Genomic DNA, 17,114 nt, shown 5'->3' on the forward strand with positions numbered 1-17,114 from the left:
GCATGCCGAGTTCACGTTCGCGCGTGAAGCTTCGGCGCCACATAGAAGTTCGGCATGCGGGCCGGGTCAAGATGGGCGAATCGACACCAGCGAGTCCAACGCACGCAGGGTATCCGCCTCGCTCAGCGGATCCAGGTGAAACAGCACGCGATCCACGCCCGCCTCAAAGTATTTCGCGGCCATCGCCTCGTCAGCAGGCACCTCGGTAACCGTCACCGCGAGGTCGGCGCGGCCCTGTCCGGCGAACCAACTGCGGATGTTCTGCACATCGTCGGGCGTGGTACCGGGCGCCAGTGGTAACCAGCCATCGGCCAGCCGGACCGCCCGCGACAGCGCCGCCTTGCTCGCTCCGCCCACGTAGATCGGCACCGGTAGACCCGGACGCGGCCGGGACACGATCGGCCCGAAATCCACATACTCGCCATGGAATTCGGTCTGCTCGCGGGTCCAGATGTCCCGCAGCGCTGTCAGCTGCTCGTCGAGCCTGGCGCCCCGCGTCTTTGGATCGACGCCGTGATTACGCAGCTCTTCCAGGTTCCATCCGACACCCACTCCCAGCACCAACCGATCTCCCGAGAGTGTCGCCAGCGTGGCGGTGGCCTTGGCGGTGTGCAGCACATCGCGCTGCGGCAACAGGGCGACCCCGGAGCCAACGACGAGCCGGCTCGTCGCCGACAGGGCGTAGGCCAGCACCACCGGCAGGTCGCGGATCAACGGCAATCGCGCACGAAAAGCCGGCGCAATCTCATCTCGTCCCGCGGTGTCGGCCGGAAAATAGGAGTGATCGTCGAAGATCAGCCAGTCGAATCCGCGTTCCTCAACGGCGCGGGCCAGCACATCCGGGGTCACGTATCCGTCGGCAGATGAGGTCGAGATGCCAAAACGCGGAATGTCGGTCACACCATGCAGGAACGGCCCGTTGGGCCCGCAAATTCCGGGCAACGCGCTGCACAATCTGGTTACGGGGTGCATCCTCGGACTACCCGGGCCTTAGGAGGCACCTGATGTCCACGACCGAAGCGCCCAGCGAGGGCGGTCTGCAACACTCGTTGCAGAAGCGCCACCTCACGATGATCGCGATCGGCGGGGTGATCGGTGCGGGGCTCTTCGTCGGGTCGGGAGCCATCATTCAATCGGCCGGGCCGGCGGCCTTCCTCACCTATGCCATCACCGGGGTGCTCATCGTCATGGTGATGCGGATGCTCGGCGAAATGGCGGTGGCGAATCCATCGACCGGCTCGTTCGCGGACTACAGCCGCCGCGCCCTGGGCGATTGGGCAGGCTTCTCGGTCGGCTGGCTCTACTGGTACTTCTGGGTGATCGTGGTCGGGTTCGAGGCCGTCGCGGGGGGCAAGCTGATCCAAGACTGGCTGCCGCGTGCTCCGCTGTGGTTGGTGGCGCTGCTGCTCATGACGGCGATGACGGCCACCAACCTGTTCTCGGTGCGCTCCTACGGTGAGTTCGAGTACTGGTTCGCCAGCGTCAAAGTCGCTGCGATCGTGGCCTTTTTGATTGCTGGCACGTGTTATGTGTGCGGCCTGTGGCCGGGCAAGGAGATGGATTTCTCCAACCTCACAGCGCATCACGGCTTCATGCCGAATGGCAGGGGCGCGATCTTCACCGGGATCGTCATCGTGATCTTCTCGATGGTGGGCGCCGAGATCGCCACCATTGCCGCGGCCGAATCGAAGGACCCCGCCCGGGCCATCAGCCAGGCCACCAATTCGGTGATCTACCGCGTGGCCATCTTTTTCGTCGGTTCCATCTTCCTGATCGCAGTGATCGTGCCGTGGGATAGCCCGGAGTTGGGGACCTCGCCCTTTGTCACCGCTTTCCAGACGATGGGAATCCCCTACGCCGATCACATCATGCGGTTCGTGGTGCTGACGGCGGTCCTATCCTGCCTGAACTCCGCCATGTACACCGCCTCCCGAATGCTCTTCGTTCTCGCCGGCCGTGGTGAAGCACCCCGCAGCTGGCTCAAGGTGAGTTCGCGTGGCGTTCCGGTTCAGGCGATTTTGGCCTCATCGTTCATCGGCTTCATCTGCGTCATCCTGGCGTACTTCTTCGAGCACACCGTCTTCTTGTTCCTGCTCAATTCCTCGGGCGCGGTAATCCTGTTCGTGTACTTGATGATTACCGTCTCGCAGCTGGTCCTACGGCGCCGAACTCCGGATGCGCGGCTGCTCGTTAAAATGTGGGGCTACCCAGTTTTGACCATTCTCACTGCGATCGCGATCGTCGCCATCCTGGTGGCCATGGGCTTTCAAGACCGCACCCGCACCCAGCTGTGGACCAGCCTGCTGTCCTGGGCGGTGCTCCTAGTCGTCTTCGCCATCATGCGGGCCGTACGGAAGGATGAACCGGCCGATCAGGTGCCGGCTACCCGGTGATCGATACCGCCCGCTTGAACAGCTGCAGCGTTAACCCGTGAAGGTAATCACCCACCGCCACAGGCGCTTTCCCGGCGCAGGCGCGGGCGTGCGTGCCCTCCAGGATGATCCCCAGCTTGAAGCAGGCCAGCACCGTGTACCAATCCATGGCACCCAGATCCCGGTCGGTGCGTTTCGCGTAGTGCGCGACGAGTTCCTCCGGGGTAGGCAGATTCCCGGCCTGCACCAGCGCCCCACCCAGTGACGCATCGTCGGCCTCAGACGGCCAGGTCGCCAGCAGCCAGCCCAAGTCCAGCAGCGGGTCGCCGATGGTCGACATTTCCCAGTCCACGATCGCGGCTAGCTCGGGTCCGTCGTTCCGGAACATCATGTTGGCCAAGTGAAAGTCGCCGTGCATGACGCCGGGTTTCCACTGCGAAGGCCGATGTTGCTCAAGCCAATCCGCGACGGACTGCAGGCCGGGGATATCAGGGCCCGGGTAGCCCTCGTGTTTGGCGAACGAGTCCAATTCCTTAAGCCAGCGCGGCACTTGACGTTCCAGGAAGCCGTCGGGGTTGCCGTAGCCCTCCAGCCCCAGTTCCCGGTAATCGAGCGCACCCAGCGCGGCAATGCCGCTCACCGCTTCCAGACCCATCTGATGCCTGATCTCGGCGCTGCCGGCGTGCAACTCCGGCAAGACGACCGACGCGTTGAATCCGTCGACAGGTTCCATCAGGTAGAAGACCGCGCCGCCGAGCACCGTCTCGTCCGGGCATGCCGCGATGAGCTCCGGCGCGGGAACCCCTTGTCCGCGTAACGCTCCCAGCAGTCGAGCTTCGCGGCGAATGACGTTGTTGCTGGCCTCACGGAGATGCTTGGGTGGTCGGCGCAGCACGTACTCACGCTCGCCCCGGGTGAAGCGCACCATGATGTTCTGGGTGCCCCCCGATATCGGGGCGACGCCGTCGATATCGCCTACGGGCAGACCCTGCTCATCCATCCAGCGGGAAACGACCTCGAAGTCCACGCTTGCGGGGTCAACGTGCTGCGGCGCCGCCATTACAGATTTCCCACTCGGTGCTCCAGTCGGGCCGCCACGTGTGCACGCGCCTTCTCCGTCAATGCCGGGATGTGGCTCGGCGGAAACAGCCCCTCATACGGGGTGTAGTCCTTGAGGACCTCCTTGGCGACGGTGACCTTGTGCACCTCGGTGGGGCCATCGACCAAGCCCATCACCTCCGAATACAGGAACATCTGGGTCAGCGGCATCTCCTCGGAGACACCGAGGGAGCCGTGCAGATGCAGGGCGCGTTGCGCGACATCATGCATGACCTTCGGCATCGCAGCCTTGATAGCCGAAATATCCTTGCGTACCAACAGATAATCCTGGAGCTTGTCGATGCGCCAGGCGGTGCGCAACACCAGCAGCCGGAACGACTCCATTTCGATCCAGCTGTCGGCAATGCGCTCCTGCGTCATCTGTAATTTCGCGAGAGTGCCACCGCGGGCCTCCCGGCTGATGACGCGCTCACACATCATGTCGAATGCCTTGCGAACCTGGGCCACCGTCCGCATGGCGTGGTGCACGCGACCGCCGCCCAGGCGGGTCTGCGCGATCGCGAATGCGGCCCCCTCGGCGCCCAGCATGTTCTCGGCGGGGATCCGGGCATTGGTGAAGCGGGTATACGCCTCGTCCTCGCTGAATCCGTGCACGGTGATGTTTCTGACGATCTCCACCCCGGGCGCTCTCGGGTCGACGATGAACATCGACATCCCCTGGTAGGCACTGACATCGGGGTTTGTCACAGCCATCACGATCCAGAACGCGGCATGCTTGGCTTCGGAGTTGAACCACTTTTCGCCGTTGAGCACCCAGTGGTCACCGTCGCGGACCGCATTGGTCTTGAACAGCGTCGGATCGGACCCGCCCTGTGGCTCGGTCATGACATAGCAGGAGCCGATATCGCCGTCCATCAGCGGCTGCAGGTATTGCGCCTTCTGCGCTTCGGTGCCAAAGTGCGCCAGGATCTCGGCGTTACCGGTATCGGGCGCCTGGCATCCGAATATCGAAGGGGCCCACTTGGATCGACCTAGGATCTCGTTAAGCAGTGCCAGCTTCAGCTGCCCGTATCCGGGCCCGCCCAGCTCTGGTCCGAGGTGGCAGGCCCACAGACCGCGGCGCTTGACCTCGTCCTTGAGGGGACGCACGTAGTCCATTGCCTCCTTGTCGGACTTGTCGTACGGGTTGGGGAACACGTAGTCGAGCGGCTCGACCTCGGTGCGGACGAACTCGTCAGCCCAATCCAGCAGCGTCTGGTACTCGGGGTCAGTTTCGAAATCCCATGCCATGTCAGTTATTTCCTGTCGGTTGAGGGGTCATCTGTACGCCGCCCAAAACCATGTCGGCGATGCGTTTGGCGATCTGCGCGGGGCTCTTACCGTCGGCGCGATACCAGACGGACACCATGTTGAGCATTCCGAGGATCGCGTTGGTGACCACGTGGTCTGCAGTGCCAAAGACCCCGGCCTGGTGACCCTCGTCGAGGACCTGCTGCCAGCACCCCTGCAACTCATCGCGCAGCTCCTGCAGTTGTGCCGCACGCTCACCGGTCAGCGCAGAACCGTCGCGCACCTGGATGGCGACCTGCTTGCGATGCTTCACAATGAGGATGACGTACGAGCCGATGAGGGTGCGCAGGCGCCTGGCCGGGTCCGTGTTCATACCGGCGATATGTACGGCCTCGGTAAGCATTTCGTCGATGTAGCGATGCAGGATCTCCCAGAGAAGTTCCTCTTTGGATCCGATGTGGTAGTACAGCGCACCGCCGCGTACGCCGGCCGCCGACCCAATTTCCGCGACTCCGGTACCGTGAAAGCCCTTTTCGGCGAACAGCTCCGTGGCCACGTCCATGATCCGCTGGCGGGTCGCCGCGGCATCTCCATCGGATGCCGGCGGGCGGCCCCGACGCGGCTTGGCTTCCGACGTCACGCGATGCCGCCGTCCAAACGGATCGTGGTCCCCGTGCAGTAAGCGGACGCGTCGCTCGCCAGATACAGTGCGGCGCCGACAATATCTTCCGGTTCACCGACTCGCCGCATCGGAATGCTCGGAATCAGCGCCTCGGCGAATCCCTCCGGCCAGGCCGCCGCGATGTCGGTATTGAAAAGCCCACATTGAATCGTGTTGGCGCGCACCGTCGGCCCGAAAGTGTGCGCGAGACCGAGGGTCAGGGCGTTCAAACCGGCCTTAGCCGCGGCGTAGGGAATCGCCGTCGCGTCTGGGCGCACGGCCTCGATCGAGCTGATGTTGATGATCGAACCACCCCCGCCGGCGGCCATCTTGGTGCCGATCGACGCCGACAGTCGGAACGGGCCCTTGAGGTTGACGCCAATAACCTTGTCGAACAACGCCTCCGACACCTGATCCAAGCTCGGGTAGAGCGGGGACAGGCCAGCATTGTTCACCAACACATCCACCCTGCCGAGCTCGCGGTACACGGTGTCGACCAGCTCATCGCACTGCTCCCAGGAGCTGACATTGCAAGCGACCGGGAGCGCGCGGCGACCGTGCTCGGCCTCCACCTTGGCAGCCAGCTCATTGCACGAATCGATTTTGCGGCTGGCGATCACGACATCGGCGCCCTGCGCCGCGAAGGCCTGCACCATCGCGCGACCCAATCCCCGGCTTCCGCCGGTGACGACGACGACCTTGTCCTGCAGCATCCGATGCCTCCTCATTTAATGTGGCGATCGATACATTAAATGTGAGACGCCGATACCGCAAGAGGCCTTGGTGGTCGCTCAGCCGAAGAGCTTGTTCAGCAGCGCATCGAGGAGCCGCTCGGACTTGTCGCCGCTGTCGACCCGTCGGCAGTACATGACCGACGCGATGTAGTTCGCGCGCGGCGTTGCCATCATCTGGCACGACCAGCGGCCCGAATCGTTCGCGCGCGTCCAACTCACCTCGCCGTCATCGCTGCGCAGCACATGCATACGCCAACGCTCGGCACTTGTACCGGTTCCGATTTCGCCAGACACCCCATCGCATCGTTGCATCCGCGAAGCGAACTGCTCGAATTGCTGCGCCGCGGTCGACACACTCTCGAACACCACCAGCGCGTTGCTTATGGTGGACTCCCGGACACCGTCGGCAACCTTGGTGGCGGTCTGCACCCGCGCGGCGGCGAAACTCAGGTACTGCTGACGCGTCGCCAAGGTTGCGCCAAATGCACAGTCCGACACGATATTTGCGGTGGAAATCACAGACGCGATCGGCCGCACCTGCATCAAGCCAGGTATTCCGGTCGCCGCACCAATCTCCTCAGCCGTGAGCAGCTTGTCCGAGAGCACCTTCTGGTCGGGACGCACATTTGGATAGAGGGCCTTGACGGTTCCTGCGACCAGCGCCGATCCACCCACCGGGTGGGCGCAGCTCGTGAGCAACACGGCAATACAGCTAAGCAAAGCGATTGGCACCCAGCGCATTACCGTGACCCCGACAGCTTTTGCGTTGACTGGTCCAGCACGTCGCCCGCCTTGTTGCCGGAAAACTGCGTCGCGCCCCGAGTAATCCGCGTGCAACCAGCCAAACTGAGCGCCGCACAGAACGGTGCGAGACCCCGATGCATGCGCGCCCCCTACTCCCACACCCCTACGGGGTTTGCTAGGAGTGAAGCTACACCACCAAGGCCATGCGCGGATCGGTGAGCATTGCGCCCAGATCCGCCAGGAACTTCGATCCCTGCTCACCGTCGACCAGCCGGTGGTCGAAGGACAACGCCAGCGTGGTCACGTCCCGGACCGCGAGTTCACCGTCCACCACCCAGGGGCGTTTGGCGACGGATCCCAGAGCCAGGATGGCAGCCTCCCCCGGGTTGATGATCGGGGTGCCCGCGTCAATCCCGAACACTCCGATGTTGGTGAGCGTGAAGGTTCCACCCGCCATGTCCGCGAGAGCGGTCTTGCCCTCACGCGCGGTTGACACCAACGCTCCGATGGCAGCGGCCAGTTCACGTAGCGACATCGCATTGGCATTCTTGACGTTCGGCACCACGAGTCCGCGTTCTGTGGCGGCCGCCACCCCGAGGTTCACGTAGTGCTTGACGACAATCTCGCTGGCCTGCTCGTCCCACATGGAGTTGAGCGAGGGATGCGACCGCAGGGTCAGCAGCACCATCCGCGCCACCAGCGTCATCGGGGTGAGCTTGAGGGCAGGGTGCTTTGTCTTCAGCTCCGTGAGCAGCTCCATGGTCGCTGTCATGTCGACGGTGAGAAACTCGGTGACATGCGGCGCGGTGAAGGCACTGCGAACCATCGCGGCGGCGGTGTGCTTGCGCACCCCCGCGATCGGTATCCGGGTCTCGCCGCCCACCGGCACCGCCGCGATCACGGGCACCGATGCCTCCTGCGGTGCACGGGCGGTAAGGCTACGGGTGTAGGCCTCGACATCCTGTCGGGTGATGCTGCCCCCGATGCCGGTGCCGCTGATCTGGTCAAGCGCCACACCGAGTTCGGCGGCAAGCTTGCGGACTGACGGCTTGGCGGCGGAGCGAGGCTGGTCCGAGCGACCATCGGCTCCGCAGCGAGGCTGGTCCGAGCGACCATCCGGCCCAGCGCGCTCTGGCATCGGCGGCGCGGCGGGTGCGGCCGGCTCCACAAGGGCGAGGGCCGCTGACCCCGCTCCCGCGCGGCGCCGACGACGGGTCGTGCTACTCGATTCCGACGGACCGTAGCCGACGAGGTTCGCGGGCGCGTCCGGCTCGGCGCCGGCCACTTCGATCGAGATCAGCGGAGCTCCGACCGCGAGGGTGGAATTCTCGGCCACTTCCAATGCGACCACCGTCCCCTCGTAGGGGGAGGGCAACTCCACCATCGCCTTGGCCGTCTCGACGTCGGCGAGCACCTGGTTCAGCTTTACCTCGTCGCCGACCTTCACCTTCCAGGCGATCAGATCGGCCTCGGTGAGCCCCTCACCGAGGTCCGGGAGAAGAAACTGTTTGACTGCCATGGATTTCGCCGCCTTCCTATGCAGCCATGGCGCGGTCGACGGCGTCCATCACCCGCTCCGCGTCGGGCAGATAGTGGTGCTCCACCTTGTTCGCGGGGTACGGGAGGGCGAAGCCGCCGACCCGTAGCACCGGCGCCTCGAGCTGATAGAAGCACCGTTCTGTGATGCGCGCGGCGATCTCGGCACCCAACCCCATGAACACCGATGCCTCATGGACCACGACCAGCCGGCCGGTCTTGCGCACCGAGGCTTCCAAGGTGTCGAAGTCGACGGGCGACAGCGAGCGCAGGTCGATTACCTCGATGGACATTCCCTCCGCAGCAGCCATTTCCGCGGCGGCGGTGGCGACCGCGACCATGGGCCCGTACGCAGCGATGGTCGCCCCGGTGCCTTCGCGCAGGATCCGCGCGCAAGAAAGAGGAAGCGGCGCGCCGGTTGTTGCCTGGGTGTCCACCTCCCCCTTCTCCCAGTAACGGCGCTTGGGCTCGAAGAAGATCACGGGGTCATCGCACGCGACGGACTGGCGGATCATGTCGTAGGCATCCTGCGGCGAGCTGCAGGACACCACCCGCAGGCCGGCGGTATGCGCGAAGTACGCCTCTGGGGATTCCGAATGATGCTCTACCGCACCGATACCACCGCCGAACGGAATGCGGATGGTCAGCGGCATACCCACCGCGCCCTTGGTCCGGTAATGCAGCTTGGCCACCTGGCTGACGATCTGATCGAACGCCGGATATACGAATCCGTCGAACTGGATCTCGCACACGGGGCGGTATCCGCGCATCGCCAAACCGACGGCGGTGCCAATGATTCCGGACTCGGCGAGCGGCGTATCGATGACCCGGTGGTCACCGAAGTCCTTCTGCAGCCCGTCGGTGACCCGGAAGACACCGCCGAGCTTGCCGACGTCCTCCCCCATCACGATCACCCTGTCGTCATCCTCCAGGGCCGCCCGCAGGCCCGCGTTGAGGGCACCGGACATCGTCATTTTGCGGATATTTCCCGTCGCTACGCTCGCCCCGGTCATGATGCGATCCCTTCGTCTTCAAAGCCCGCCAGGTATTCCAAGTAGTCGCGACGTTCGGCGGCGACCAACGAATGTGGTTCTGCGTACACGTGGTTGAACATTTCGGCCGCGGTCGGTTCCACGGTCCCGAGGCACCCGGCGCGCAGCTCGGTGGCCACCAGATCCGCCTTCGCGGCCACCCGCTGCCGGTCATCGTCGGTGAGTGCGCCGCGACGCTCCAGGTACTTCTCCACCCTGGCCAGCGGATCCTTGCCGCGCCACTCATCGAGCTCGGCAGCGTTGCGGTACTTGGTCGGATCGTCGGAGGTGGTGTGCGGGCCCATGCGATAGGTGACGGCCTCGATGAGGGTCGGTCCGCTGCCCTCCCGAGCGCGCCGTAGCGCCGCACGCGTCGCAGCCATGACGGCGAGCACGTCGTTCCCGTCGACCCGGATGCCCGGGACGCCGAATCCGGTTCCGCGGGCGGCCAACGGCAGATGGCTTTGCACCCGGACCGGCTCGCTGATAGCCCACTGGTTGTTCTGGCAGAAGAAGACAACGGGCGCACCGTAACTCGCCGCGAAGGCGAAAGCTTCCGAGACATCACCCTGGCTGGTGGCGCCGTCGCCGAAGTAGGCGATGACCGCGGTATCGGATCCGTCGAATTTGACGCCCATCGCGTATCCGGTGGCGTGCAACGACTGCGCTCCGACGATGATCGCGGGTGCGGTGACGTTGTGGTCGCGGGGGTTCCAGCCCGATTGTGTGGAACCACGCCAGAACTGGAGCATGGCGGTGGGGTCGACACCGCGGCAATAGGCCACGCCGTGCTCGCGGAAGCTGGTAAAGGCGAAGTCGTCGTGCTGCAGCGCGCGGGCGGAGCCAACCTGCGCGGCCTCCTGGCCCAGCAGCGGCGCCCACAGCGCGAGCTCGCCTTGGCGTTGCAGTGCGGTGGCTTCGTTGTCGATGCGGCGGACGACCACCATGTCCTCGTACAGCGCACGCAACATCTCGTCGTCGACATCCGCGACCTGCGGCGTATAGGTCTGGTCCTCGACCCTGTTGCCGTCTGGATCGAGGAGCTGAACGGTGCTATCCATTGCCGCCTCGCTAACGGTGTTGCGCTTTGTGCTGTCATGACGGTCACCCTGTGGGTGTGTCATGACTCACGGTGCATCAGATAGTCATACTGCGCAACCGATGCGTGTTGAATTGGGCATTCTGCGCATATTGGAACGTACGATCTGTGCGATACTGCGCGCTATGACCACTCTCGACGCAACCGATGCGAAGCTGTTACTCGCGCTCACGCAAACACCCCGCGCCTCCGGGGTAGAGCTGGCGCAGCGGCTGAATCTGTCACGCAACACCGTGCAGGCGCGGCTCACCCGGTGGGATCAGCACGAGGCGCTCGCCGGAATCGACCATCAGATCGTGCCGCGGGCCATGGGCTACCCGATGACCGCGTATGTCACCGCACGGATCGACCAGCACCAGCTGGAAGCCATCGGCGTGGCACTGGCCGACGTGCCGGAGGTCGTGCAGGTGCACGGTCTGGCGGGAGCCGACGACCTCATGATCAAGGCGGTCGCCGTCGATAGCGACGACCTGTACCGGATCGCCGGGAACATCCTCGACATCCCCGGCATCACCCGGACCTCGATCGCGATCGCGATGCACGAGCTCGTGGCGTTCCGGATGACGCCGCTGCTGCGGCGGCTCGCAGGGCAGGGGCAGTAGCGCGCTAGCCGGGTCGTCGCGCAAACTGTACTGACGAAGGGGGGCACATGAAACGACTCGTAACCGCGGCGGTGGTCGCCACCGTGACCCTGTCAGGCTGCACATCGGTTGTCGGCGGCGTGCCCGAGCCTGCCGACGATAACGGCCCGCACCAGGTCAAGGCCGACGATCTTGACGGACTGTTTCTGAGCCCATCTGAGATAGACCGCGCCGTGGGAGATTCCGGCATGAGTGTGCAGTACACCGCAACGGCCCTGGTCGATCACTCGCGGGACGTCAGTGACCCTCCATGCACCAGCCTGCTCTTCACCGCCGAACAGACCACATTCCAGGGCGACACCATTGACGCGGTCAAGGTGCGCAACCTGCTCTCCGACAACAACAAGTCTTTCGCCAGCCAGTCAATCATATTGCTGCCCACGCCATCTGACGCACGCGCCACGTTCACCCGCGCCGCGCGGCAGTGGCGCGGGTGCGGCAACCGCATCATCACCGACGGCGGCTCGAATGTCCCCCTGCCGTGGCAAATTGGGGCACTTGAGCAAAAGGACAATCTCCTCGCGATGCCGCGCTCACTGACCATCATCACCCAGGTGTGTCAGCGGGCGTTGCGGGTGGCCGCCAATGCACTGATCGATGTCTCGGTGTGCACACCGAACATCGACAGGCCGGCAGTCACGATCGCGAACAAGATCGGTGACAAGATCCCGCTCTAGGCGCTCAGCCCAACCAGTCCAGAACCGCCGCAGCCGTCCAGGATTGCTGCATACTGCCCAGCGGCTCACCGGTGAAAGGCTCGTAATACTCGGCGAACGATCCGTCACCCGCCTGACGTAATCCCTCCTGTCGCAACAGGAATGCGCGCTCACTCCAGCCACGCCGCTCGAACGCCCAGCAGAACAACCAGGTGAGTACCGGCCACACCGGGCCCCGCCAGTACTCCCGCGGCCGAAAATCCCGCGACACCGGCGATGTCGACGGCACCAGCGCGTACCGCAGATCCGGGTGACCACAGAATCGCGGTCCCTCCAACAGTTTCAATAGCGCCAGCTCTTGTGGCCGCGGCAGCCCGCCGGACAGCAGTGGCGCGAACATCGCCACCGTGTCGGTCGCGACCCACTTGCCCGTCTTGACATCGAAATCTCTTGCCGCACCACTACGTTCCTCGGTGGTGTCGAGGACTCCGCGGCGGAATCTCTCGGCCCAACCGTGCAACTCACGCACATCGGCGCGCGGGCGGGCGTGCTCTTCCCCGATCGTGGCCAGTACCTCGCAGGCCACCGAGAAGATCGCCGAGACAAAGACGTCCTCCATGACGAAGCTCATCGTGTCGGGCAGTCGCGCATCGTCGTAGCGCACCGATTTCATCTCTTCCAGCAGCCACAGGTACACGTCGTACTCGGCATCCTTGGGGCGCTGCGAGGGATCAGTGACGATCGCGGTGTCCTCACGCACATACGCCGGCAGTTCTCCCGGAACAACATTGGCGTACGCCCCATCCCAACGCGGCGAGTTGTCCATGCCCGATTCCCACCCGTGGTACAGAGTGATTCGGCCGTGCTGGTTCTGGTCCCGCGTCTCGGCGAGCCACCGGTGCCAACGCATCAGATCGGCCCAACGACGGTCCAGGAACGCCTCGGCGACACCCCGGGCGCTGCGGCCCCGGCGGTGCGCATGATCCAGAATTCGTTGCACCGCAATGGCATGCACGGGCGGCTGGGTGATGCCCGATGTTTGATATCCGGATGGCGCATTCGCCGCCAGCTCGGTGGTCTGCCAGCGAGCTGGTCCCGGGAAGTACCCGTCGACCCCGTTGGCGAAGACGATATGCGGGATCATTCCGTTGGCCCATTGCGCCGAGAGCAAGGTGTCCAGTTCGGTGACCGCACGTTCGACGCTCAGCGGTGCGAGCCCGACGGCCACGAATGCCGCGTCCCAGCTCCACATGTGTGGGTACAGCTTGGGCGCCGCGCTGGTCATCGTCCCGCGATCGTTCCCCCTGAGCAGGTATGCCGCACGCGCGGCCAACTGCGTGGGGGTGAACATCGGATGGGACGGCATCCGTCCATTGTGCGGTGTTGGCTGCGGTTTTCTCTCGCCGAGTGTCGACTTCTCGGGCGAAAATGCGGGTGGAAGGCACGAAAGTCCGACACTCGGCGCGGCAAGATAACGTGGCCCGCATGCCCCTCGCCCTCATCACCGGTGCCAGCGGCGGCCTCGGCGCCGCGATCGCGCGTGCGCTTGCCCCTACGCACACGCTCCTCTTGGGTGGTCGCCCGTCGACACGGCTCGACGAGCTAGCCGAAGAATTGGAAGCCACCGCATGGTCGGTGGACCTGGGAAACGAGAGCGCCGTCCTCGCGGGTGCTGCCGATGTCAGTGAGCTGGACGTGCTCATACACAACGCCGGGGTGTCTTATCCAGCGACCATCGCCGACTCGTCACTTGATGACTGGCGAAAGACGTTAGATGTCAATGTGTTAGCGCCGGTGGCCCTGACCAAGGCCCTGCTCCCCGCCCTGCGGGCGGCGCAGGGCGACGTCGTGTTCATCAACTCCGGCGCGGGAATCAACGCGCATGCCGGCATCGGTTCATACTCGGTGAGCAAGTTTGCGCTACGCGGCTTCGCCGATGTGTTGCGCGCCGAGGAGCCGCTGCTGCGGGTGACGTCGGTGCATCCCGGCAGGATCAGCACACCGATGCAGCAGGAACTGACCGAACACGAAGGGCGTAAATATGATCCGGCCGACTACATGCGCCCCGAATCGGTCGCGCAACTGGTCGCGGACGCGATAAATCTGCCGCGCGACGCCCGCGTGCATCAGATCGTGGTGCGCCAGAACTGAACTAGCTCCCGGCGCCGCGGCGCGCCGGCGCACTCCAGATATCGCCGAGAGGCAGCACCCGATCCACGTAGGCCAGGAACTCGTCCTTACCGCGATCCCCCGTGTGGATCGCGGCGGTGACCGCCTGGGCGATGGCCGCAAAGTTCATCGTCGTCTCGGTACCGGTGGTACGTGCGTCCATCTGCACATCCTCACCTCCGTGATCGTGAAATGGAAGGCTTCGGCCGGATCCGACAGAACTTTCTAGACGACCAGGTTCACCATGCGGCCCGGCACCACAATCACCTTCTTCGGACTGGTCCCCGCCAGGAACTCGAGCACCTTCTCCTCGGCGAGGGCTGCCGCCTCGATATCGGCCGGCGCTGCATCGGCGGCGACGGTAATGCGGCCACGCACCTTGCCGTTCACCTGAATCGGGTACTCGACGGTGTCGGCCACCAGCCACCGCTCCTCGGCCGCCGGGAAGGGTCCGTGTGCCAACGACTCATCGCAGCCCAGTAGGCTCCACAGCTCCTCGGCCAGATGCGGGGCCAGCGGCGCCAGCATGAGCACCAGCGGCTCCACCGCAGCACGCGGGGCACCTTGCGGGTACGCCTTGGTCAGGTGGTTGGTGTACTCGATCAACTTGGCCGCCGCGGTGTTATTCCGCAGGGCCGCATAGTCTTCGGTGACCCCGGCGATCGTCTTGTGCAATGCCCGCAGGGTCTCTTCATGGGAAGCCGCGTTCAGTTCATCTGCGGTGACCCGGACCTTGCCGGTCTCCTCGTCAACGACCGTGCGCCACACCCGCTGTAGGAATCTGTGCGCCCCCACCACATCCTTGGTGGCCCACGGACGGGACAGCTCCAGTGGTCCCATCGACATCTCGTACACCCGCAGTGTGTCGGCGCCGTAGTTCTCGCAGATGTCATCCGGCGAGATCGAGTTCTTCAGGCTCTTGCCGATCTTGCCGAACTCCTGGTTGACTTCTGCACCCTGGTAGAAGAACTTCCCGTTCTCCTCGGCCACTTCGGCGGCCGGGACATACATGCCGCGCGAGTCGGTGTACGCATACGCCTGGATGTAGCCCTGATTCAGCAGCCGGCGGTACGGCTCGCGGGAGCTCACATGCCCGAGGTCGTACAGCACCTTGTGCCAGAACCGGGAGTACAGCAGGTGCAGCACGGCGTGCTCCATCCCGCCGACGTACAAGTCAACGCCACCCGGGTCGTTCGGGCCGTGCTCGGCCGGGCGCGGACCCAACCAGTAGGCCTCGTTCTCCTTGTCGCAGAACGTTTCTGTGTTATCCGGGTCGGCGTACCGCAGCTCGTACCAGGAGCTGCCCGCCCACTGCGGCATCACGTTGGTGTCGCGGGTGTAGTGCTTGAGCCCGTCCCCCAGGTCCAGCTCCACACTCACCCAGTCGGTGGCCTTGGAGAGCGGAGGCGACGGCTCCGACGAGGCGTCCTCGGGATCGAAGGACACCGGCGCGTAGTCCTCGACCTCGGGCAGCTCGACGGGCAGCACGTCCTCACCCAGCGCGCGCGGTCGCCCGTCCTCGTCGTAGACGATCGGGAAGGGCTCGCCCCAATAGCGTTGGCGCGCAAAGAGCCAATCGCGCAGCTTGTATTCGATGCGTGATTCGCCGCGTGCGTCGGCAACCAGCCGGCGCGTCACCTCGGCCTTGGCCGCGTCGACGTCCAACCCGTTCAGGTAGTCGGAGTTCACCAGCGCACCGTCACCGGAATACGCCGCCTCGGTGATGTCGCCGCCGGAAATCACCTCGCGCACAGGCAAACCAAAGGCGTGCGCGAAGTCCCAGTCACGCTGATCGTGCCCCGGCACCGCCATGATGGCCCCGGTGCCGTAGCCCAGCAGCACGTAGTCGGCGATGAAGACCGGCACCGGATCTCCGCTCACCGGATTGGTGGCGTACGCGCCGGTGAAAACGCCCGTCTTCTCTTTGTTCTCTTGACGTTCCAGATCGCTCTTGGCGGCGATGGATCGACGATATTCCGCGACCGCCGCCCGAGGGCTCTCACGCCCGCCGGTCCACCGAGCGTCGGTGCCTTCTGGCCAAGTATCCCCAACCAGCGCGTCGACCAACGCGTGCTCGGGGGCCAACACCATGTAGGTGGCGCCGAACAGGGTGTCCGGCCGGGTGGTGAACACCTCAATGTCACCGGCAGCGCCGGCGCCAAAAAGCACCGACGCGCCCTGGGACCGGCCGATCCAGTTGCGCTGCATGGTCTTGACCTTGTCGGGCCAGTCCAGGAATTCTAGGTCATCGATCAGCCGGTCGGAGTATGCGGTGATCCGCATCATCCACTGCCGCAACCGCTTACGGAACACCGGGAAGTTGCCGCGCTCGCTGCGGCCGTCGGCGGTGACCTCTTCGTTGGCCAGCACGGTACCCAATCCGGGACACCAGTTGACCATCGAATCCGATTGGTACACCAGGCGATACGAGTCGATCAGATCAGCACGCTCACCAGCGCTCAGCTCTGCCCACACCGCACCGTCGGCGGGCGAGCGCACACCCGAATCGAATTCCGCGGCCAGCTCCTGAATAGGACGAGCGCGGCGGCCGTCTTCGTCGTACCAGGCGTTGTAGATCTGCAGGAAAATCCACTGCGTCCACTTATAGAAGTCGACGTCGGTGGTGGCAAAGCTGCGGCGCGAGTCATGGCCCAGTCCGAGGCGCCTCAGCTGCCGCTTGTAGTTGACGATGTTGGCCTCGGTCCGCACCCGCGGATGGGTGCCGGTCTGCACCGCGTACTGCTCTGCGGGCAACCCGAACGCGTCGAACCCCAGCGCGTGCAGCACATTGGCGCCGCGCATCCGGTGGAAGCGGGCGTAGACATCAGTCGCGATGTACCCCAGCGGGTGCCCAACATGCAGACCGTCGCCCGAGGGGTACGGGAACATGTCCTGGACGAACATCTTGTCCGCCGGAACCGGTGTGCCATCGGTGGGCGCCAGCGACCCCACCGGGTTTGGTACGTGGAAGGTGCCTCGGTCGGCCCAGCTCTCTTGCCAGCGACACTCGATCTGCCCGGCGAGCTGCGCGGTGTAGCGGTGCATGGGCAACTCAGTGGTGTCGTCCATAGCTCCGGGCTGGGTTTCAGTCACGTCACCAGAGTAAATGCGGCAGCTCAGGG

Annotated in this window: 16 protein-coding genes; 4 read left to right on the plus strand and 12 right to left on the minus strand. The window is 64.7% G+C overall.

The window, feature by feature from the left end; genetic code table 11:
- Window positions 1-66: 66 nt before the first annotated feature.
- Window positions 67-891, minus strand: a complete 825-nt coding sequence (locus tag FZI91_RS16460; RefSeq protein WP_309224109.1) for a TIGR03619 family F420-dependent LLM class oxidoreductase — start codon at window positions 889-891, stop codon at window positions 67-69.
- Between the two features lie 113 nt (window positions 892-1,004).
- Between FZI91_RS16460 and FZI91_RS16465 the strand changes: the two genes are divergently transcribed.
- Window positions 1,005-2,393: an amino acid permease gene (locus FZI91_RS16465; RefSeq protein ID WP_155940195.1), complete on the plus strand. Its 1,389-nt coding sequence runs from the start codon at window positions 1,005-1,007 to the stop codon at window positions 2,391-2,393.
- On the opposite strand, the gene FZI91_RS16470 is transcribed toward FZI91_RS16465, so the two are convergent.
- The 8 genes from FZI91_RS16470 to pdhA all read right to left on the minus strand — a co-directional run bounded on the left by FZI91_RS16470 (window position 2,383) and on the right by pdhA (window position 10,488).
- Window positions 2,383-3,432 carry a phosphotransferase family protein gene (locus tag FZI91_RS16470; RefSeq protein WP_155940196.1) on the minus strand — a complete coding sequence of 350 codons (1,050 nt, stop codon included), beginning with the start codon at window positions 3,430-3,432 and terminating at the stop codon, window positions 2,383-2,385. The two genes, FZI91_RS16465 and FZI91_RS16470, sit on opposite strands and share 11 nt — an antisense overlap.
- Window positions 3,432-4,721 (minus strand): acyl-CoA dehydrogenase family protein, encoded by a 1,290-nt coding sequence (locus FZI91_RS16475; RefSeq protein WP_155940197.1) that lies wholly within the window; start codon window positions 4,719-4,721, stop codon window positions 3,432-3,434. The genes FZI91_RS16470 and FZI91_RS16475 overlap by 1 nt, the downstream gene beginning before the upstream one ends.
- Before the next feature lies 1 nt (window position 4,722).
- Window positions 4,723-5,283, minus strand: a complete 561-nt coding sequence (locus FZI91_RS16480; protein ID WP_239001736.1) for a TetR/AcrR family transcriptional regulator — start codon at window positions 5,281-5,283, stop codon at window positions 4,723-4,725.
- A gap of 74 nt (window positions 5,284-5,357) precedes the next feature.
- Complete coding sequence (locus FZI91_RS16485) at window positions 5,358-6,095, minus strand: SDR family NAD(P)-dependent oxidoreductase (RefSeq protein ID WP_155940199.1); 738 nt, start codon at window positions 6,093-6,095, stop codon at window positions 5,358-5,360.
- A gap of 78 nt (window positions 6,096-6,173) precedes the next feature.
- The gene (locus FZI91_RS16490) at window positions 6,174-6,818 is read right to left on the minus strand and encodes a sensor domain-containing protein (protein WP_162525946.1); all 645 of its coding nucleotides are present in this window, start codon (window positions 6,816-6,818) and stop codon (window positions 6,174-6,176) included.
- A 229-nt stretch (window positions 6,819-7,047) separates the two neighbouring features.
- Window positions 7,048-8,379, minus strand: coding sequence for a dihydrolipoamide acetyltransferase family protein (locus tag FZI91_RS16495; RefSeq protein ID WP_155940201.1), 1,332 nt, complete (start codon window positions 8,377-8,379; stop codon window positions 7,048-7,050).
- Between the two features lie 16 nt (window positions 8,380-8,395).
- On the minus strand, window positions 8,396-9,364 hold the full coding sequence (locus FZI91_RS16500; RefSeq protein ID WP_155940439.1) for an alpha-ketoacid dehydrogenase subunit beta: 969 nt from the start codon (window positions 9,362-9,364) through the stop codon (window positions 8,396-8,398).
- A 41-nt stretch (window positions 9,365-9,405) separates the two neighbouring features.
- Window positions 9,406-10,488, minus strand: coding sequence for a pyruvate dehydrogenase (acetyl-transferring) E1 component subunit alpha (gene pdhA / locus FZI91_RS16505; protein WP_155940202.1), 1,083 nt, complete (start codon window positions 10,486-10,488; stop codon window positions 9,406-9,408).
- A 163-nt stretch (window positions 10,489-10,651) separates the two neighbouring features.
- Here pdhA and FZI91_RS16510 point away from each other — a divergent pair, with 163 nt between their 5' ends.
- The gene (locus FZI91_RS16510; RefSeq protein WP_155940203.1) at window positions 10,652-11,128 is read left to right on the plus strand and encodes an Lrp/AsnC family transcriptional regulator; all 477 of its coding nucleotides are present in this window, start codon (window positions 10,652-10,654) and stop codon (window positions 11,126-11,128) included.
- Window positions 11,129-11,175: 47 nt separating this feature from the next.
- Window positions 11,176-11,844: a sensor domain-containing protein gene (locus tag FZI91_RS16515; protein WP_155940204.1), complete on the plus strand. Its 669-nt coding sequence runs from the start codon at window positions 11,176-11,178 to the stop codon at window positions 11,842-11,844.
- Between the two features lie 4 nt (window positions 11,845-11,848).
- Here FZI91_RS16515 and FZI91_RS16520 read toward each other — a convergent pair whose 3' ends face one another.
- On the minus strand, window positions 11,849-13,189 hold the full coding sequence (locus FZI91_RS16520) for an amylo-alpha-1,6-glucosidase (protein WP_155940205.1): 1,341 nt from the start codon (window positions 13,187-13,189) through the stop codon (window positions 11,849-11,851).
- Window positions 13,190-13,308: 119 nt separating this feature from the next.
- On the opposite strand from FZI91_RS16520, the gene FZI91_RS16525 reads away from it, so the two are divergent.
- Window positions 13,309-13,974 (plus strand): SDR family oxidoreductase, encoded by a 666-nt coding sequence (locus FZI91_RS16525; protein ID WP_155940206.1) that lies wholly within the window; start codon window positions 13,309-13,311, stop codon window positions 13,972-13,974.
- Between the two features lies 1 nt (window position 13,975).
- On the opposite strand, the gene FZI91_RS16530 is transcribed toward FZI91_RS16525, so the two are convergent.
- Both FZI91_RS16530 and leuS read right to left on the minus strand, forming a co-directional pair.
- On the minus strand, window positions 13,976-14,155 hold the full coding sequence (locus FZI91_RS16530) for a hypothetical protein (protein ID WP_155940207.1): 180 nt from the start codon (window positions 14,153-14,155) through the stop codon (window positions 13,976-13,978).
- 62 nt (window positions 14,156-14,217) lie between these two features.
- Window positions 14,218-17,061 (minus strand): leucine--tRNA ligase, encoded by a 2,844-nt coding sequence (gene leuS / locus FZI91_RS16535; RefSeq protein WP_155940440.1) that lies wholly within the window; start codon window positions 17,059-17,061, stop codon window positions 14,218-14,220.
- Between the last annotated feature and the right edge of the window lie 53 nt (window positions 17,062-17,114).

It is taken from the genome of Mycobacteroides sp. CBMA 271 (genome assembly GCF_009729205.1).
Taxonomy (GTDB): Bacteria; Actinomycetota; Actinomycetes; order Mycobacteriales; family Mycobacteriaceae; genus Mycobacterium.